Genomic DNA, 18,320 nt, shown 5'->3' on the forward strand with positions numbered 1-18,320 from the left:
GTGCCGGACGGGTTTCCGGCAGGTGACAACACGGCCCCGCGTGGGCGTCCCGGTGCCCGGGGGAGTGGAATGGGAGCTGCATCCGCCGACGCCCTGGGAAGGAGCCGCCATGACCGCCGCCGCCACATCGGACCCCTCCAGCGAGCTCCCGGGCCGGGCCATGGCCCGGGAGATGGCGGAGCAGCCCGCCGTCCTGCACCGGATCCTCACCGAGGGCGCCCCGGCGATCCAGGACGTGGCCCGGCGGATCGCCGGCCGCGCGCCCCGCTTCGTCCTGCTCACCGCCCGCGGCACCTCCGACAACGCCGCGCTGTACGCCAAGTACCTCCTGGAGATCCGGCTCGGCCTGCCCTGCGGACTCACCTCGATGTCCACCACCACGGCCTACGGCGCCCGCCCCGACCTCACCGACGTCCTGGTCGTCACCGTCAGCCAGTCGGGCGGCTCCCCGGACCTGGTCGCCTCGACCCGGGCCGCGCGCGAGGCGGGCGCGATCACGCTGGCCGTCACCAACAACCCCGGCTCACCGCTCGCGGGCGTGTCCGAGTACCACATCGACATCATGGCCGGACCGGAGAAGGCCCTCCCCGCGACCAAGACCTACACCGCCTCCCATCTCACCCTGTACCTCTTCGCCGAGGGCCTGCGCGGCGACGACGGAGCGGCCGCACACGTCCTGCCCGGCCTCGCCGCGGAACTGCTCGCCCGGCAGCACGAGGTGCGCGCGCTCGCCGCCCGGTACCGCTTCGCCGAGCGCATGGTGATCACCTCACGCGGCTACGGCTATCCCACGGCCAAGGAGGCCGCCCTCAAGCTGATGGAGACCAGCTACATCCCCGCCCTCTCCTACTCCGGCGCCGACCTGCTGCACGGACCGCTCGCCATGGTGGACAACGTCTCCCCGGTCATCGCCGTGGTCACCGACGGCAAGGGCGGCGAAGCGCTCCAGCCCGTACTGGACCGGCTGCGGGGCCGCGGTGCCGACCTCGTCGTCATCGGCCCGGAGCACCAGGTGGAGCAGGCCTCGGCCGGCTTCGTCCTGCCCACCCGGGGTGTCGCCGAGGAGGTCCAGCCCGTCCTGGAGATCATCCCCCTGCAGCTCCTGGCGTACGAGGTCACGGTCGCCCGGGGCCAGGACCCGGACGCGCCGCGCGCGCTGGCGAAGGTGACGGAAACGCGGTGAGCGCGGGCCCGGGCGGCGGCGCGCCCGGGTGAAGGTGACGGGACGCGGTGAGGTGGGCCCACCGGAGGCGATGCGCCGCGCTCGGGGCGGCCCCGGTCCTGGGAGGTGACACCCCGCGCACCCTGGACGGACCGCGTACCGCCAGGCGGGTCCGGCCGGGCTAGGTCAGGGAACCTCCCGTCACGTCCACCCAGCTCCCCGTCACCCACCGGCCCCCGTGGGAGACCAGGAACGCCACCACGTCGGCGACCTCGGCGGGCTCGCCCACCCCGCCGAGCGCCGATATCGCCGCGGCCTTCGCCCAGCCGTCCTCGCTGCCGTGCAGCAACGCGGCCGTGTTGTCCGTGTCGATGATGCCCGGCGCCACCGAGTTCACCGTGATGCCCCGGGCTCCCAGCACCTTGGACAGGTCGCGGGACAGGACGTCCAGCGCGCCCTTCGTCATCGCGTACGCCATGTTGTCCGGCATCACGGCCGTGCGGGCCAGCCCGGACGAGATGTTGACGACCCGGCCGCCGTCGCGCAGGCGCGTCATGCCGTGCTTGAGGATGAAGAACGGCGCCTTCACGTTCACCGCGAAGACCTCGTCGAACTCCCGCTCCTCCAGCTCCGCGATGGGGCGCGTGCTGCCGATGGCCGCGTTGTTCACCAGGATGTCGAGACCGTCCGCGTGCCGGTCGAACTCCTCCCACAACGCCTCGGCGTCGCCGGCCACGCCCAGCTCGACACCGACCGCGAAGGCCGAGCCGCCCGCCGCCTCGATCGCGGCGACCGTCTCCTTCGCGGCGGCCTCGTTCCTCCCGTAGTGCACCGCGACCCGCGCGCCGTCACGCCCCAGCCGCTCGGCGATCCCCCGCCCGATACCCCTGCTAGCCCCGGTGACCAGTGCCGTCCTGCCCGTGAGCACGCCCATGTCGCCGCCCCCTCCACTTTTACCTAGTGGTCGCTACAGAAATGACCGTACCGCAGTCCGCCGACATTTCTCTAGTGCCCGCTATAAAATGCACCCCATGGTGAACGACGACGGAACCGCAAAGACCCGGGGCAAGGCCGCGTCCAGGCCCCGCGGGCGCCCTCGCTCCTTCGACCGCGAGACGGCCCTGGAGAAGGCGATCCTGGCGTTCTGGGAGCACGGCTACGAGGCCACGTCCGTCTCCGACCTCACCCGCGTCATGGACATCGGCGCGCCCAGCCTCTACGCGGCCTTCGGGGACAAGCGCTCCCTCTTCGACGAGGTCGTCCGGGTGTACGGCGCGCGTTACGGCTCGTTCACCGACCGCGCCCTCGCCGAGGAGCCCACCGCCCGGGCGGCCGTCGCCCGCGTTCTGCGCGAGGCCGCCACCGCGTACACGGAGCCGGGTCACCCGCACGGCTGTCTGGTCGTGCACGCCGCCGCGAACTGCTCCACCCCCGAGGTCGAGCAGTCCCTGCGCGACCGGCGCAACGCCAACATCGCCGCCTTCGAGGAGCGGATCAGGGCCGACATCGCCGCCGGCGCACTGCCCGCGGAGACCGACGCCGCCGCGCTGGCCCGGCACACCGGCGCGATGATCCAGGGCATGTCGCAACAGGCGCGGGACGGGGCGAGCCGGGAGGAACTGGAGGCGGTCGCGGAAATTGCCATGTCGATCTGGCCCCGCACAGGAACCCCCACGGGTTAGGCTGCGTGGTGGACGCCCGCGCGTCCGGCGAGTCGCGGAACGAACAACAACGAACAGCCTCCCACGCATGGACACCCGAAGTGGTCTAGTCCACAATGCGTGATGAGCGCGCGTGCACCACGCGCACCAGACCTCCGTCTTCCCCGCACAGGAAGACGGACCGAGGAACCGAGGCTCTCTGCCCTGACTGCCCCGGCTCCTCGACCTTCGGCCGCCCGGGACCGCACACCCCACGGCCGATATTGCTCCGGGCTGCGGTGCCGGGAGGGTTGAGGGTCCCTCTCAGGCGCCGCGGCCCGCGGGTGTTTCCCGGACCCCGCGTGTTTCGGAGCCGCACAAACGCCCGGGTACGCTCGCCACGTGCCCTCCATGAACGAACTCGTACGCCAGCACACCGCCCTCGACGACACCGACCTCGAGTGGCTGCACCTGCTGGTCTCGGAGTGGCAGCTGCTCTCCGACCTCTCCTTCGCCGATCTGGTCCTGTGGGTCCCCACCAGCGACGGCACCCGGTACGTCTCGGTCGCGCAGATGCGCCCCAACACCGGCCCGACCTCGTACCAGGACGACATGGTGGGCCACCTCGTCCCGCGGGGCCGCCGCCCGATGCTGGACGCCGCCCTCGACGAAGGCCGCATCGTGCGCGAGGGCGACCCCGAGTGGCGCGAGGAGGTGCCCGTCCGGGTCGAGTCGATCCCCGTACGGCGGGAGGGCCGGGTCCTCGGCGTCATCGCGCGCAACACCAACCTCCTCACGGTGCGCACCCCTAGCCGGCTGGAGCTCACCTATCTGCAGAGCGCCTCCGACCTGGCGCAGATGATCGCGGCCGGTTCCTTCCCGTTCGCGAACCAGCAGCTCGACATGGACGCCTCGCCCCGTGTCGGCGACGGCCTCATCCGGCTCGACGCCGACGGCCTCGTCCAGTACGCCTCACCGAACGCCCTGTCCGCCTACCACCGGCTGGGTCTCGCCTCCGACCTCGTCGGGCAGCACCTCGGCAGGACCACGGCGGAACTCGCCCCGACCCGGGGCCCGGTGGACGAAGCCCTGGCCAAGGTCGCCAGTGGCTGGGCGCCGCGCGAGTTCGAGATCGAGGCCAACGACGGGGTCATCCAGTTCCGCGCGATCCCCCTCAAGCCCAAGGGCACCCGCATCGGCTCGCTGGTGCTGCTCCGGGACGTCACCGAACTGCGCCGCCGTGAGCGCGAGTTGATCACGAAGGACGCGACGATCCGGGAGATCCACCACCGGGTCAAGAACAACCTCCAGACCGTGGCGGCCCTGCTGCGCCTCCAGGCCCGGCGCATCGAGTCCGACCGCGGGCGCGAGGCCCTGGAGGAGGCGGTGCGGCGGGTCGGGTCGATTGCGATCGTGCACGAGACCCTGTCGCAGAACCTGGACGAGCGCGTGGAGTTCGACGACATCGCCGACCGGGTCCTCGCGATGGTCGCGGAGATCTCCCCGGGCAAGGTCACGGGCCGGCGCACCGGACGCTTCGGCATCCTCGACGCCGAGGTCGCGACCCCGCTGTCGATGGTGCTGACCGAGGTCCTGCAGAACGCGCTGGAACACGGCTTCCGGGAAGGTGACACCGGCAGCGTGGAGGTCTCGGCCGTCCGCGGCGGTACGACGAAGGAGGCCCGTCTGCTGGTCACCGTCCAGGACGACGGCGTCGGACTGCCGGAGGGCTTCGATCCGCACACCGCCGGCAACCTCGGCCTGCAGATCGTCCGGACCCTGGTGGAGGGGGAGCTGGGCGGCACCTTCGACATGGTCCCGGCCCCGGAGCGCGGCACCCGCGTGATCCTGGACATCCCGGTGCGCGCGCAGAAGTAACGGATCTCCCAGCCCCGGCGCGGGAGCGTGCGGTCCCGGCAGCGGCCGCGCGCGTGGCGCGCCCTGGAGAAGCACCGCGAGAGCCCGTGGTGCAAAGCCCGTGGTGAAGAGCCTGTGCGAAGAGTCCGGCGAAGAGTCCGTGCAGCCCTCGCGACAAGCCCGTGAAAGCAATGAGCCCCGGGCCACCAAGTGGCCCGGGGCTAAAGCTCGTTGCTGCTTAACTAAGCGCATCGGGGGAACTGCGCGCTGCGGCTCGGGGGCGGGAGATGCGTGCTCGCCGCACGCGCCGCCAAGCTCAGGCTGTCAGCAGGGGTGGTTGTCAGGCGGAGGCCTGACGAGCCCGGTTGCGGGCGGCGCGGCGCTTCATGGCGCGGCGCTCGTCCTCGCTGAGACCACCCCAGACGCCGGAGTCCTGGCCGGACTCGAGCGCCCACTGCAGACACTGCTCGATCACCGGGCAGCGACGGCAGACGGCCTTGGCTTCCTCGATCTGCAGCAGCGCAGGACCGGTGTTGCCGATGGGGAAGAAGAGCTCGGGGTCTTCCTCGCGGCAAACGGCGTTGTGACGCCAGTCCATGGCTGCTACCTCTCCTTGGTATTACGTGCAGGTGCTTGTGAATGTGAACGCTTTCACGAATCCCTCAACAAGTGAAGGGCCGACCGCCAGGTTCCCTGGCGTGGGTCCTGTGAGTTGAAGAGGGGTTCTGGTGACCAGTGGAGGCCGGTGTTGCGGGCCGTCCCGATCGCCACGTAGAGACTCGCAAACCTCAGCGGCGGATACAACCCCTTCTGGAAAGTTTTTTTTGATTCTTCGGTGTCGACTAGGTCACAGCCGTACTTCCATGGGGTGGATCCTGGCCTAAACGTTCGAGTGAAAGGACTTTAGCCAGTTCTGCTCACACAATCACACGCAGTGCACGGCGTACGCCTGTGAACGTCACGCTGGTTCGCAGGCCCAGGTGGTCACCGTCCATCTGGAGGGGGAGCGGGACCTTCGAATGCAAGGTGAACTCGGTCAAGTCGTGCAGAGAGGTGGCGTGCTTGCCGTGGGGTCCCCGCTCGGGGGACGAAGTGAGCAACTGGGTGCCATACCGGGCAACAGCGGCGGTCGACAGGCGGCTGAGCGCGAAGATGTCGAGGCCGGTATCGAACGAGGCCTTAGGTGCCGCGTAGATCGGGCGATTCCCCAGAAACGTCCAGGGCGAAGTGTTCGAGACTATGGACAGCACCAGATCGGTGACCGGGTCCGCTCCGGCGCGTTCCAGTGTGATCGTCCCGTTGCGGCGATGGGGCTCACCGAAGAGCTGACGCACCACCTGGCGTACGTAAAGGGCGTGTGTGGATTTCCGGCCGCGTTCGCGGTGTTGCTCCACGCGTCCCACCACACCCGCGTCGAAGCCGAGACCCGCGTTGAAGGTGAACCAGCGGGCCGGCACCGACTCGTCCTCCGTGCCCGGCGTACCCGAGGTCAGACCCAGGCCGACGGTGCGTTCGCTGCCGTCGCGCAGGGCGTCCAGCAGGGCGCCGGTGGCCTCCACGGCGTCGTTCGGCAGGCCCAGGGCGCGGGCGAAGACGTTGGTGGAGCCGCCCGGGACGACGGCGAGACCGGGGAGGTGCTCCGGGGCGGGGCCGGCGTGCAGCAGGCCGTTGACCACCTCGTTGACCGTGCCGTCGCCGCCGAGGGCGACCACCAGGTCGATGTCGTCGCTGTCCGCGGCCTGCCGGCCCAGGTCGCGCGCGTGGCCGCGGTACTCGGTGGTGATCGCTTCCAGCTTCATCTCGCTGGCGAGCGCGTGGATCAGTACGTCGCGTGTGCGCGCACTCGTAGTGGTAGCCGCCGGATTGACCACGAGAAGTGCACGCATGACTGGCAGCGTACCTACTGGGTGGTACCGGGCCCAGACCGAGGTAGGGATCGGGTAAGAGAGCCGGGGTGAACCTCGCCATAGGAGCGCACGCCGCGAGGGCTACCCTTCAGGGGTGAGCAGTGAGCGGACCCCCACCATCCCCGAGACCACCGGCCCCCGTCCCCGGCGCCTGACGTACGCCGCGCTGCTGGCCGCGCTGGAAGGGCTCGCGCTGGTCGTCGGCGGGATCTGGATCTTCGTCCTCGGCTTCACGGGGCACCCCGACGACCGGCAGCAGGCCGTCACGGGCGGGATCACGCTGGTCGTGCTCGCGCTGCTGCCGCTGCTCGCCGCGCGCGGGCTGCTCGCCCTGCGCAGCTGGAGCCGCGGCCCCGCCGTCATCACCCAGCTCATGGCGCTGCCGGTGGCCTACAACCTGCTCCAGGCCGACAGCATCGCCATTCCCGGCGGGATCGCCCTCGCCGTGGTCGCCGTCACCTCGCTCGTCCTGCTGGTGAACCCGGAGACGACCCGGGCCCTCGGGATCCGCGGGCCCGGCAACGCCGGCGGCGCCCAGAAGTAGGCGGTGCGCGGAAGCGGCCGTCACTCCTCGACGAGGAGCTTCTCCCGCAGCTGCGCCAGTGTGCGCGCCAGCAGCCGGGAGACGTGCATCTGTGAGATGCCGACCTCCTGCGCGATCTGCGACTGGGTCATGTTCCCGAAGAAGCGCAACAGCAGGATCCGCTTCTCGCGCGGCGGGAGGTCCTCCAGCAGGGGCTTGAGCGACTCCCGGTACTCCACGCCCTCCAGCGCCTCGTCCTCCGCGCCGAGGGTGTCCGCGACCGCCGGGGACTCGTCGTCCGTGTCGGGGACGTCCAGGGACAGCGTGGAGTACGCGTTGGCCGACTCCAGGCCCTCCAGGACCTCCTCCTCGGAGATCGCCAGCTTCTCGGCGAGCTCATGGACCGTGGGGGAGCGGCCGTGCAGCTGCGACAGCTCGGCGGTCGCCGTGGTCAGCGACAGCCGCAGCTCCTGCAGCCGGCGCGGCACCCGCACCGCCCAGCCCTTGTCGCGGAAGTGCCGCTTGATCTCGCCGACGACCGTGGGGGTCGCGTACGTGGAGAACTCCACGCCGCGGTCCGGGTCGAAGCGGTCGACGGACTTGATCAGGCCGATGGTGGCGACCTGGGTCAGGTCGTCCAGCGGCTCGCCGCGGTTGCGGAAGCGGCGCGCGAGATGCTCGACGAGCGGCAGGTGCATGCGGACCAGCTGGTTGCGCAGCTCCGCGTACTCCGGGCTGCCGCTGCTCAGCGTGCGCAGTTTGAGGAACATCTCGCGGGCGCCGCTGCGGTCCGGGGCGCCGTGCTGCGCGCCTTGCGCGTGCTGTGCGCTCGGCGCCTCGTCCTCGGAGTGTCGCTCGTGCTCGCTCATCGTCCCGCCCGTCGCCCTTCCCCGAGCCCTCGCCTCCTCCGCCCCACTCGACTTCGCGCGAGTGGGGGGAACCCCCTGGGCCGGGGAAGTGGTGGTCCCCCCGCCCGGAGGCGCGCTCCGCACGGCACCGCCCCGGCCGTGTCGCCCGTCGCCCGGGAGGACGGCCCCCGCGGAGTCGTCCTCGGGATGCGGGCGGGCCTGCTCGGGGATGCCGTCGATGCCCTCCGCCATGCGCCGGGATCCGGCCGGACCGCTCACGCCCGTGCCCTCGGCCGGCAGCTCTCGTGTGCCGCGCTCTTCGTCCCGCACCGGCCCGTCCTCGTTCCTCACGCCGGCCCGGGTCCCGCGCCGCGTTGTTTGTAGAGGCTGATCGAAACGGTTTTGTCCTTGTCCACGGCAGAGGAGACCTTGCCCGCGAGGGCGGACAGGACGGTCCAGGCGAAGGTGTCCCGCGAGGGGGCATGACCATCCGTGGTCGGTGCCGAGACGGTGACCTCGAGCGAGTCGTCGACGAGGCGGAAGACACAACTGAGCACCGAGCCGGGCACGGCCTGCTGGAGCAGAATCGCGCAGGCCTCGTCCACCGCGATGCGCAGGTCCTCGATCTCGTCGAGGGTGAAGTCCAAACGGGCCGCGAGACCGGCCGTGGCCGTACGCAGCACCGACAGGTAGGCACCCGCGGCCGGCAGCCGGACTTCCACGAAGTCCTGGGTCGCGGGCTCGCCTGCGATCTGGGACACCCTCACCTCCATGGTGGTACAAGCGTTTCAGGGCCGAGGGTCGCCCCCCGGGGTAACGCGATACGTGGTTCAGCGGTGACGCTATCGCGCTCTCGACGATCCTGTCCCCGGGACCCCAACCCCTTACCGTCACTCACAGTAAACCTGTGGACACGCTCCGTGTCTAGGGGTTGGGCGGGCCCAAATGGGAAGAGCGCGCGCCGGATTGACGTACCCAGACGTCAGACGCTCGAACCGTCCTCGTCGGACCGTCCTGCGCCGAGGTGCCGGCGCCTCACACGAGAACATGGTCGACGAAGCACCAACGCCAGGTCTCCCCGGGTTCGTGCGTCCGCATGACGGGATGACCGGACTGCTTGTGGTGCTCCGCCGCGTGCCGTCCCGGCGAGGAGTCGCAGCAGCCGACGTGACCGCAGCTGAGGCACAGCCGTAGTTGCACCGGGTCCGTGCCGTCCGCCAAGCACTCCGGACACGTCTCGCTCAGCGGATCGGGTTCGGGGTGCGGCAGCGCGTCGGCGTGCGTGCACTGTTTCATGATTGCCAGGTTACGACGGTCGAGCGGAATACCGCGTCGAAAACAGAGGGCGGGCGAGAACGATGGACGTGATGCCACTGCTGCTGCTGGTGGCGGGCAGTGCGGCGATCGCCGCGGCCGCGCGGCGCACGCCGGTGCCGGCGCCGCTGCTGCTGGTCGCGGTCGGGCTGGCGGTCAGTTACGTCCCCGGCGTGCCCGACTACACCCTCGACCCGCACATCGTCCTGCCGCTCATCCTGCCCCCGCTGCTGCACACGGCCGCCACCGACAGCTCCTACCTCGACCTGCGGGCGCAGCTGCGGCCGGTCGCCATGCTGTCCGTCGGGTACGTGCTGTTCGCGACGTTCGTGGTCGGCTGGGCGCTGTACCTGATCGTGCCGGACATGCCGTTGACCGCGGCCCTGGTCTTCGGCGCGGTCGTGGCACCGCCGGACGCGGTCGCGGCGACCGCGGTGGCCCGCCGGGTCGGGCTCCCGTCGCGGGTCACCACGATCCTGCAGGGCGAGTCCCTGCTGAACGACGCCACCGCGATCACCGCCTACCGGGTGGCCCTGGCCGCAGCCGTCGGGGAGGGCGCCACCTGGGCCGGGGGCGTCGGCGAGTTCCTGCTCGCGGCGATCGGCGGCGTCGTGGTCGGACTGGTGCTGATGGCGCCGATCCACTGGCTGCGCACGCACGTGAAGGAAGCGCTGCCGCAGAACACGCTGTCCCTGCTGATCCCGTTCGTCGCGTACGCCGTCGCCGAGCAGGTGCACGCCTCCGGCGTCCTCGCGGTCGTCGTGGTCGCGCTCTACCTGGGACACCGCGCGTGGGAGGTCGACTTCGCCACGCGCCTGCAGGAGGAGGCGGTGTGGAAGATGGTCGCCTTCGTCCTGGAGTCCGCGGTGTTCGCGCTGATCGGGCTGCAGCTTCCGGTGGTGCTCCGCGGGCTCGGCGAGTACGAGGGCGTCGAGGCCGCCTGGTACGCGGTCGCCGTCTTCCTGGTGGTCGTCGCGGCCAGGTTCGTCTGGGTCTACCCGGCGACCTTCCTGCCGCGGCTGATATCGGCGCGCATCCGGGAGCGGGAGGGGCAGCTGACGTGGAAGGGGCCGTTCGTCATCGCGTGGGCCGGCATGCGGGGCGTGGTCTCGCTGGCGATCGCCTTCTCCATCCCGCTCACCCTGCACGACGGCGGGGAACCGTTCCCGCAGCGCAACCTCATCCTCTTCCTGACCTTCACGACCGTCATCGCGACCCTGGTCGTGCAGGGCCTGACCCTGCCCCCGCTGATCCGTCTGCTGAAGTTCCCCGGGCGGGACGCGCAGGCCGAGACGCTCGCCGAGGCCAACGCCCAGGCACAGGCGTCCCGGGCCGCCGAGCGGCGCCTGGACGAACTCCTCTCCGACGAGCGCAACGCCCTGCCCGCCCCGCTCGCCGACCGGCTGCGCACCGTGCTGGAGCGCCGCCGCAACGCGGTCTGGGAGCGGCTGGGGCAGGCCAACCCGGTCACCGGGGAGTCCGTCGACGACACCTACCGGCGGCTGTCACGGGAGATGATCAGCGCCGAGCGCGAGGTGTTCGTCAGGCTCCGGGACGGCCGGTACATCGACGACGAGATGCTGCGCACGCTGCTGCGCCGACTGGACCTGGAGGAGGCGGCGGCTTTCCGGGAGGCGACGCAGCGGTAGGACCCGAGAGCGAGGGCCCTCGACGCACGGGCGGTCCGGTCGAGCGCCGGGGGAGGGGCCGCCGGGCCGGTCCGGGGAAAGGGCGGCGCCGAGTGGTCGGCGAGGAAGGGGGTGGCCGGGCGGGCGACGGCGACGGCCGGCGTGGCGCAGGGTCGTGATCCGCTGCTCAGCGGAGGGGGTGGCCCGGTCGGTCACCGGGGAAGAGGCGGCCGGGCCGGTAAGGGAGTAGGGCGGTCCAAACGGCCGAGGAGGCAGGGGCGGCCGGGGCGGCCGGGGCGGCCGGGCGGGCAAGGCAACCACCGGTGTAGCGCAGACCGCTCACCCGCCGCTCAGGGAAGGGGCGGCCCAGTCGGCCATCGGGGAAGAAGGCGGACCGGGCCGGTCACCGAGGAAATGGGCGACCGGGCCGGTCACCGAGGAAGAGGACTGACCGGGCCGGTCACCGAGGAAAAGGGCGACCGGGCCGGTCACCGAGGAAGAGGACTGACCGGGGCGGCCACCGAGGAAAAGGGCGACCGGGCCGGTCACCGAGGAAAAGGACTGACCGGGCCGGTCACCGAGGAAAAGGGCGACCGGGCCAGTCACCGAGGAAGAAGGCGGACCGGGCCGGTCACCGAGGAAGGAGGCGAAGAAGGCGGACCGGGGCGCTCAGGGAAAGGGGCGGCCGGTGATCACCGCCGCCACTGTCGTCCCGCGCGGGAAGGCACCCTCCCCGGCCAGGGTGACGAGCCCGTACAGCAGCTTGGCGACATACAGGCGTTCGACGGGCAGCCCGTGGCGCTGCTCGAAGTCCGCGGCGAAGGCGTCGAGTTCCGTGGGCACGCGCGCGTAGCCGCCGAAATGGAAGCGGTCGTCCATGTCCCAGGTGCCGCGCCGGCCCCCGAAGGCCTCCCGCTGCAAGGCCTCCGTGTCAGCGGCCAGGAAGCCGCCCCTGAGAACCGGCACGCCCAGCGCACGCTGCCCGGGCGCCAGACCGGCGGCCAGCCCCGCCAGCGTGCCGCCGGTGCCGCAGGCCACGGCGACGACGTCGGCCCGGCCGCGCAGCTCGGCACCGAGCTCCCGGCAGCCCCCGACCGCCTCGGCGTTGCTGCCGCCCTCGGGGACGACGTAAGCGTCCTCGGCGTCCGCCGCCCGCAGCAGCCCCGCCAGGACCCGCGGCTCGGACTTGCGGCGGTAGGCCGCCCGGTCGGCGAAGTGCAGTCGCATGCCGTCGGCCGCGCACCGGGCCAGCGAGGGGTTGAGGGGCCGGTCGGCCAGCTCGTCGCCGCGTACGACACCGACCGTGGGGATGCCGAGCAGGCGGCCCGCCGCGGCCGTGGCGCGCAGATGGTTGGACCAGGCGCCGCCGAAGGTGAGGACGGTACGGCCGGTCGCCGCCGCAAGGTTCGGCGCCAGCTTGCGCCACTTGTTGCCGATCAGCTCCGGGTGGATCAGGTCGTCCCGCTTGAGCAGCAGCCGCACGCCCCGGCGCCCGAACCGGCCGTCGGCGACCTCCTGCACCGGTGAGGGCAACCGGGGTCGCAGACCGGCGAGGCCGGGGGTGTCGGGGCTGGTCACCGGGCCATTGTCACCCGGGGGTGGGGGAGGCGGCACCGGCCGCCCCGCTGCGGCCGGTGCCGTCCCGGCCGCCGTCCTCACCGGCCGTCGCGCCGGCCCGTGGCCGCCCGGCTCCGCGCCGGTCGCGCACCCACCCGAGGAGCGACGGCCCGCCCCGCAGGCACCACAGCGCGATCACCGGGTCGCAGATCGCGCAGCCCAACGACGAGGTGTGGGCGAACGGGACGATCGGGTTGCCCTTGATGTGGTGGACGACGTCCCACACCGTGTGCAGCAGCCAGCCCACGCCGATCCACGTCCACGACTCCAGACCGCGGAAGGCCACGTACGTCAGGAGCGCGGTGAAGGCGAACTCCCAGCCGCCCAGGCCGCCCCCGCTGAGATAGGCGGCTCCGGCCCCGGCGACCATGACCGCGTTCAGGCGGCGCCGGTGCGGCTCGCGGACCAGGGACATGACCAGGGCGTAGAGGATGCCGATGCCGATCGGCGCGGCGTACTGCATGGCGGGGCCGTTTCTGGAGAGGGACAGGGAACCGCTCCTCACGCTAGGAGCGACACCGCCGGCCCCCCAGAGGCACGGCCGCCAAGTACCCACGGGTTGTCGCCAGCCGGTCCGGAGCTCCGGCCGGCTCCTTTCGAACGCCGGAACGGGCGCCCCCTGCCCAGCAGTACGAAGATCCATTCCCCCTCTTTCGGGTAATACCATCGTCGCCCTGCGTGCGGAAGGCTGGGTCGTGCACATCGATGCCCGAGGCATATGGGCGTCGGTCACAACCGGGAGGGCAGTTCTCTATGTCGGTAGGCGAAGAGGTCCGCACCGAGCAGACCAAGCCGCAGCAGAGTCTCGGCACGGCGGCCGCGCGGAACCTGGCCACCACGACCAAGTCCGTGCCGCAGATGCAGGAGATCAGCTCCCGCTGGCTGCTGCGGATGCTGCCCTGGGTCGACATCCAGGGCGGTACGTACCGGGTGAACCGGCGGCTGACGTTCGCCGTGGGCGACGGTCGGCTGACGTTCGTCAAGACCGGCGACCGCGTCGAGATCATCCCCGCGGAGCTGGGCGAACTGCCGGCCCTCCGCCACTACGACGACGAGGAGGTGCTCCTCGAGATCTCCCGCCGCTGCGAGCAGCGCGAGATCCCGGCGGGCGAGGTCATCGTCCCCTTCGGCAGCCCGTCCGACGAGGTGTACCTGCTGGCGCACGGCCGCGTCGAGAAGGTCGGCACGGGCCCGTACGGCGACGACGAGTCCCTCGGGATCCTCGCCGACGGCTCCTACTTCGGCGACGACGCGCTGCTCAACGAGGACGCCATCTGGGAGTACACGGCCCGTGCGCTCACCCCGTGCACCGTCCTGGTGCTGCCCCGCCAGGAGTTCGCGCAGATCGCCGAGCGCTCCGACTCGCTGCGCGAGCACCTCCGGCAGCGCCGCTCGATCCCCTCGCAGCGCTCCAACAAGTACGGCGAGAAGGAGATCGACCTCGCCGCCGGCCACTCCGGCGAGCCGGACATCCCGCACACGTTCGTCGACTACGAGGCCAGCCCCCGTGAGTACGAACTGAGCGTCGCCCAGACCGTGCTGCGCATCCACACGCGCGTGGCCGACCTGTACAACCAGCCCATGAACCAGACCGAGCAGCAGATCCGGCTGACGGTCGAGGCGCTGAAGGAGCGCCAGGAGCACGAGCTCATCAACAACCGCGACTTCGGGCTCCTGCACAACTGCGAGTACGACCAGCGGATCCAGCCGCACGACGGCGTGCCCAGCCCGGACGACATGGACGAGCTGCTCAGCCGGCGCCGCGGCACCAAGCTCCTGCTCGCCCACCCGCGCGCGATCGCCGCGTTCGGCCGCGAGCTCAACAAGCGGGGACTGGTTCCGGAGACCATCGACATGGCCGGGAACCGCATCCCCACCTGGCGCGGTGTGCCGATCTTCCCGTGCAACAAGATCCCGGTGACAGAAGCGCGGACGACGTCGATCATCGCCATGCGTACCGGCGAGAGCGACCAGGGCGTCATCGGCCTGCGGGCCTCCGGCATCCCGGACGAGATCGAGCCGAGCCTGTCGGTGCGCTTCATGGGCATCAACGAACAGGCCATCATCAAGTACCTGGTCACGACCTATTACTCGGCAGCGGTCCTGGTACCGGACGCGCTCGGTGTCCTGGAGAACGTCGAGATCGGCCGCTGGCAGTGACGCTTCCGGTACGTCGGCCGTGTCCGGCCCGGGCTGGGTGGGTAAATCCCGGGGGTACGCGCCCGGCGGCAGCCCAGGCGCCACCGTCCGATCCCTCTCCGAGGCGGTCCCATGGGTGAATCCCTCACGGAGTTCAGGACGGAGCCGACGCTGCCCGCTCCCGGTGGGCAGCGCGGTCCCGAGCCGCGGCCGGCAGCCGGGGCGCCGGAAAGGCGGGGGCACATCGGGACGCAGCAGGACGGCCGGCCGGGACCGGCCGAGGGGCACGAGGCGGTCACGCTCCTGGAGCGGGCCAGGGGGGAGGTCGACCCGGTACTGCGGGCCGCGCTCGACTCACTGCCCGGGCCGATGCGCCGGATCGCGTGCTACCACTTCGGCTGGGAGCGGGCGGACGGCACACCCGCCGAGGGCGGCTCGGGCAAGGCGATCCGTCCCGCGCTCGTCCTCGCCTCCGCAGCCGCGCTGGGGGGATCCGAGGCGAGGGCGCGGGCGCTCCGGGCGGCCGCGGCGGTGGAGCTGATCCACAACTTCACGCTGCTGCACGACGACGTGATGGACCGGGACGCCACCCGCCGCCACCGGCCCACCGCGTGGAGCGTGTTCGGTGACGCCGACGCGATCCTCGCCGGGGACGCGTTGCAGGCGCTGGCCCTGCGGCTGCTCGCCGAGGACCCGCACCCGGCGTCCCGGGCGGCCGCCGCCCGGCTCGCGGACTGCGTGGTCGAACTGTGCGCCGGGCAGCACGCGGACACGGCCCTGGAGCGGCGGCTGCCGTCCCAGGTCACGCTGGACGAAGTGCTCGCCATGGCGGAGGCCAAGACGGGTGCCCTGCTGGGCAGCGCCTGTGCGATCGGCGCGCTGTACGCGGGTGCCGGGGAGTCGGACGTGGCCGCGCTGGACGCGTTCGGCCGGGAGGCCGGGCTGGCCTTCCAGCTGATCGATGACGTGATCGGCATATGGGGTGACACGAGTCGCACCGGCAAACCCGTCGGAGCGGACCTGGCCGCCCGCAAGAAGTCCCTGCCGGTGGTCGCGGCCCTCGTCTCCGGCACCCCCGAGGCGGCCGAACTCGCCGACCTGTACGGACGACCCGGCGACAAGGAGGACCTGGAGCACATCGCCCTGACCGTGGAGCGCGCGGGCGGCCGTGACTGGGCACAGGACCAGGCGGCCGACCGGATGGCCCGGGCGATGCAGCAACTGGCGCGCGCCGTACCGGATCCGGAGGCGGCGGGCGGTCTGCTGGCCCTCGCCGAGTTCGTGACCCGGCGCAGCAGTTGACGGCCGACGGCAGCGGAGGGCGGAGGCACAGCACCTGACGGCCCCTCGGGTGACCGAGGGCCGCCACCGAGAACCCTTCGGGACGACCGAAGGCAATACCGAGAACCCTTCGGGACGACCGAAGGCAACACCGAGACCCTCTCGGACGACCGAAGGCAATACCGAGAACCCTTCGGGACGACCGAAGGCAACACCGAGACCCTCTCGGACGACCGAAGGTATTACCGAGACCCCCTCGGACGACCGAAGCGAGACCGGGACCGCTTCGGACGGCCGAAGGGCAGTACCCCGGGCCGCCGGGGCCGTGCGGACCTGACACCGCACGGTCGCCGGATCCCGGTCGGCGGGTCCCGCACTGCCCCACGGTGTGCGGGGCCCGCCCCTCACTCGTGTCACGCACTCCTGTTTGAGCGTGTGTTCGACGAGTTTCCGCCAACGTCCGGTTCCGCTCTCGGCGTCGGACCCCGGCCGCCCTACGATCGACGCCCGTCGGCACGGTGACCGGCACGAGCGAAGGGGCGGGGACATGGGCGTGGCCATCCGGACGGCGGGCGAGGGGGACCGGGAGCTGATCGTCCGGCTCCTGGACGAGGCCTTCCAGGACGACCCGGTGAGTGGCTGGGTCTTTCCCGGAACCGCGGAGCGCCGGGCCAAGCACCCCGGGCTCATGGCCGCCTTCACCGACATCGTGCTCGCGTCCGGCCGTATCGACGTCACCGAGGACGGTTCCGCCTGCGCGCTGTGGCTCTCCGTGCCGGCCGAGGACGGCCACGGCGCATACGGCCCCGCCGACGCCGGTGAGGACGACGGGCCGGCCCAGGTGCGGCTGGCCGTCGACCCGGACAACGCGCGCGTCGAGCAGATCGCCCGGCTCACGGCCGCGATCCATCCCTCCGGACGGGCCCACGAGTACCTGTGGATGATCGGCGTGGCCCCCGGCCGTCAGGGTGAGGGGCTCGGTACCGCGCTCATCGGGTCGGTCCTCGACCGCTGCGACCGCGAGGGGCTGCCCGCCTATCTGGAGGCGAGCAACGCCCGCAGCCGGAAGCTGTACGAACGTCTCGGCTTCGAGCTCTCGGGCCCGGTCCTCGACCTCCCCGACGGCCCGGCGATGTGGCCGATGTGGCGCGAGCCCCGTACGGCGAGGACCGCCTAGAACGCAGCGCCCTCTCCGGCGGCACCGCAGCCAGGAGCCGCTCCACCGGTCCACCGGTCCGTCGGGCCCGTTCACTCCGTGCGGCCCGCCCCGAGCCGGTCTCACCCGCCGCGGATTGCGGCACAGGGACCGTGCATGAGGTCGTCGTCGGCCTTGTAGCCCGCGGACCGGCGTCCGGGCCGCCGGGCAACCGGAGTCCCCTCTACCACTTTCAACCGCAAGTGGCCGATCCCTTGCAACCACTACAAGGGAAGTACTACAACTGGAGTTGTCACGGCGCAGCCTACGGAAAGAGTCCGACTTGAGAAAGCTCACGTACTTCATCGCCTGCTCCCTCGACGGCTTCATCGGGGACCCGGACGGTGACGCGACGGCGATGATGCGGTTCCTCGACGAGGAGTTCCTCGCCTACCTGGGAAGTGAGTATCCGGAGACCGTGGCCACCCACGGCCGCCGGGCCCTCGGCTTCGACGACGCGCCGAACAAGCGGTTCGACACGATCATCCAGGGCCGGAGCAGCTACGACCTCGCCCTGCGGGAGGGCATCACCAGCCCCTACGCCCACCTGCGCCAGTACGTCGCCTCCAGCACCCTGAAGGAGTCGCCCGACCCGGACGTGGAGATCGTCTCGGACGACCTGATCGGCAAGGTCCGGGAACTCAAGGCGGAGGAGAGCGAGTTCGACATCTATCTCTGCGGTGGCGCGACGGTCGCGGGGGCGCTGTACGACGAGATCGACGAGCTGGTCATCAAGTCCTACCCGCTGGTGTACGGCGCGGGCATGCCCATGTTCGGCTCGGGGTTCGCGATCTCGGAGTTCGCGCTGGAGTCGGTGCGGGCGTTCGGCAACGGCGTGGTGGTGCGCGCGTACAGCAGGAAGCGCTGAGGCCGCCACCGGCCTACCCTGGAGGCATGGACGGCGAGAAACACTGTCCGACCTGCGGACAGCCGGTGGAAACAGTCGTCCGGCGGCACAAGACGCTGGGCGCATGGGTGCCGAAGTGGGTGGCGGGCCCGTGCCGCAACCCCGAGTGCGGGGGTCACGGCGCGGCGGAGGCCTCGGAGGCCGGCCGCCCGGACGAGGGCGCCCGGCCGCGCGAGGGCGCCCGGCCGACCGGGCCCGCCGGGACGGCCGGGCCCGGTTGAGGGCTCCGTCCCACCCGTGACCACCCGAGCGGTGCGGCCCGGCCGGAGACGACCTCCGGAGAGGCCCTCACGGAGAATCCC

18 protein-coding genes are annotated in these 18,320 nt (G+C 71.6%); 10 read left to right on the top strand and 8 right to left on the bottom strand.

Features of this window, described 5'->3' with window-relative positions; genetic code table 11:
• The first annotated feature begins 109 nt into the window (after positions 1-109).
• Positions 110-1,183 (top strand): SIS domain-containing protein, encoded by a 1,074-nt coding sequence (locus AC07DA_RS05185; protein ID WP_479124762.1) that lies wholly within the window; start codon positions 110-112, stop codon positions 1,181-1,183.
• A 160-nt stretch (positions 1,184-1,343) separates the two neighbouring features.
• On the opposite strand, the gene AC07DA_RS05190 is transcribed toward AC07DA_RS05185, so the two are convergent.
• A complete protein-coding gene (locus tag AC07DA_RS05190; RefSeq protein ID WP_479124764.1) occupies positions 1,344-2,096 on the bottom strand; it encodes an SDR family oxidoreductase in 753 nt (250 codons plus the stop codon).
• A gap of 97 nt (positions 2,097-2,193) precedes the next feature.
• On the opposite strand from AC07DA_RS05190, the gene AC07DA_RS05195 reads away from it, so the two are divergent.
• Together AC07DA_RS05195 and AC07DA_RS05200 are read left to right on the top strand one after the other, a co-directional pair.
• Entirely contained in the window at positions 2,194-2,844 is a 651-nt protein-coding gene (locus AC07DA_RS05195; protein ID WP_479124766.1) for a TetR/AcrR family transcriptional regulator, read from the top strand.
• Between the two features lie 369 nt (positions 2,845-3,213).
• On the top strand, positions 3,214-4,680 hold the full coding sequence (locus AC07DA_RS05200) for a sensor histidine kinase (protein ID WP_479125416.1): 1,467 nt from the start codon (positions 3,214-3,216) through the stop codon (positions 4,678-4,680).
• 319 nt (positions 4,681-4,999) lie between these two features.
• On the opposite strand, the gene AC07DA_RS05205 is transcribed toward AC07DA_RS05200, so the two are convergent.
• Both AC07DA_RS05205 and AC07DA_RS05210 read right to left on the bottom strand, forming a co-directional pair.
• On the bottom strand, positions 5,000-5,257 hold the full coding sequence (locus AC07DA_RS05205) for a WhiB family transcriptional regulator (protein WP_003992873.1): 258 nt from the start codon (positions 5,255-5,257) through the stop codon (positions 5,000-5,002).
• A 319-nt stretch (positions 5,258-5,576) separates the two neighbouring features.
• Entirely contained in the window at positions 5,577-6,545 is a 969-nt protein-coding gene (locus AC07DA_RS05210; RefSeq protein WP_479124767.1) for a diacylglycerol/lipid kinase family protein, read from the bottom strand.
• A 115-nt stretch (positions 6,546-6,660) separates the two neighbouring features.
• On the opposite strand from AC07DA_RS05210, the gene AC07DA_RS05215 reads away from it, so the two are divergent.
• Entirely contained in the window at positions 6,661-7,110 is a 450-nt protein-coding gene (locus AC07DA_RS05215) for a hypothetical protein (protein ID WP_479124769.1), read from the top strand.
• A gap of 20 nt (positions 7,111-7,130) precedes the next feature.
• Here the strand turns inward: AC07DA_RS05215 and AC07DA_RS05220 are convergent, their stop codons facing one another.
• The 3 genes from AC07DA_RS05220 to AC07DA_RS05230 all read right to left on the bottom strand — a co-directional run bounded on the left by AC07DA_RS05220 (position 7,131) and on the right by AC07DA_RS05230 (position 9,233).
• The gene (locus AC07DA_RS05220) at positions 7,131-8,267 is read right to left on the bottom strand and encodes an RNA polymerase sigma factor SigF (RefSeq protein ID WP_479124771.1); all 1,137 of its coding nucleotides are present in this window, start codon (positions 8,265-8,267) and stop codon (positions 7,131-7,133) included.
• Between the two features lie 17 nt (positions 8,268-8,284).
• Positions 8,285-8,698 carry an ATP-binding protein gene (locus AC07DA_RS05225; protein ID WP_003992877.1) on the bottom strand — a complete coding sequence of 138 codons (414 nt, stop codon included), beginning with the start codon at positions 8,696-8,698 and terminating at the stop codon, positions 8,285-8,287.
• A gap of 274 nt (positions 8,699-8,972) precedes the next feature.
• The gene (locus tag AC07DA_RS05230; RefSeq protein ID WP_479124773.1) at positions 8,973-9,233 is read right to left on the bottom strand and encodes a UBP-type zinc finger domain-containing protein; all 261 of its coding nucleotides are present in this window, start codon (positions 9,231-9,233) and stop codon (positions 8,973-8,975) included.
• Positions 9,234-9,295: 62 nt separating this feature from the next.
• On the opposite strand from AC07DA_RS05230, the gene AC07DA_RS05235 reads away from it, so the two are divergent.
• Complete coding sequence (locus tag AC07DA_RS05235; protein WP_479124775.1) at positions 9,296-10,900, top strand: Na+/H+ antiporter; 1,605 nt, start codon at positions 9,296-9,298, stop codon at positions 10,898-10,900.
• Positions 10,901-11,548: 648 nt separating this feature from the next.
• Here AC07DA_RS05235 and AC07DA_RS05240 read toward each other — a convergent pair.
• Together AC07DA_RS05240 and AC07DA_RS05245 are read right to left on the bottom strand one after the other, a co-directional pair.
• Positions 11,549-12,457, bottom strand: coding sequence for a 1-aminocyclopropane-1-carboxylate deaminase/D-cysteine desulfhydrase (locus AC07DA_RS05240; protein WP_479124777.1), 909 nt, complete (start codon positions 12,455-12,457; stop codon positions 11,549-11,551).
• Positions 12,458-12,467: 10 nt separating this feature from the next.
• Positions 12,468-12,959 (bottom strand): DUF6010 family protein, encoded by a 492-nt coding sequence (locus AC07DA_RS05245; RefSeq protein ID WP_479124779.1) that lies wholly within the window; start codon positions 12,957-12,959, stop codon positions 12,468-12,470.
• Between the two features lie 290 nt (positions 12,960-13,249).
• Here AC07DA_RS05245 and AC07DA_RS05250 point away from each other — a divergent pair, with 290 nt between their 5' ends.
• The 5 genes from AC07DA_RS05250 to AC07DA_RS05270 all read left to right on the top strand — a co-directional run bounded on the left by AC07DA_RS05250 (position 13,250) and on the right by AC07DA_RS05270 (position 18,239).
• On the top strand, positions 13,250-14,656 hold the full coding sequence (locus tag AC07DA_RS05250) for a family 2B encapsulin nanocompartment shell protein (protein ID WP_479124781.1): 1,407 nt from the start codon (positions 13,250-13,252) through the stop codon (positions 14,654-14,656).
• Between the two features lie 111 nt (positions 14,657-14,767).
• Positions 14,768-15,937 carry a family 2 encapsulin nanocompartment cargo protein polyprenyl transferase gene (locus tag AC07DA_RS05255; RefSeq protein ID WP_479124783.1) on the top strand — a complete coding sequence of 390 codons (1,170 nt, stop codon included), beginning with the start codon at positions 14,768-14,770 and terminating at the stop codon, positions 15,935-15,937.
• A gap of 526 nt (positions 15,938-16,463) precedes the next feature.
• Positions 16,464-17,093, top strand: a complete 630-nt coding sequence (locus AC07DA_RS05260; RefSeq protein ID WP_479124784.1) for a GNAT family N-acetyltransferase — start codon at positions 16,464-16,466, stop codon at positions 17,091-17,093.
• A 301-nt stretch (positions 17,094-17,394) separates the two neighbouring features.
• Positions 17,395-17,979 carry a dihydrofolate reductase family protein gene (locus AC07DA_RS05265; RefSeq protein ID WP_479124786.1) on the top strand — a complete coding sequence of 195 codons (585 nt, stop codon included), beginning with the start codon at positions 17,395-17,397 and terminating at the stop codon, positions 17,977-17,979.
• A gap of 26 nt (positions 17,980-18,005) precedes the next feature.
• Positions 18,006-18,239 (top strand): hypothetical protein, encoded by a 234-nt coding sequence (locus AC07DA_RS05270; RefSeq protein ID WP_479124788.1) that lies wholly within the window; start codon positions 18,006-18,008, stop codon positions 18,237-18,239.
• The last annotated feature ends 81 nt before the right edge of the window (positions 18,240-18,320 follow it).

The organism is Streptomyces sp. NPDC044921 (assembly GCF_056432865.1).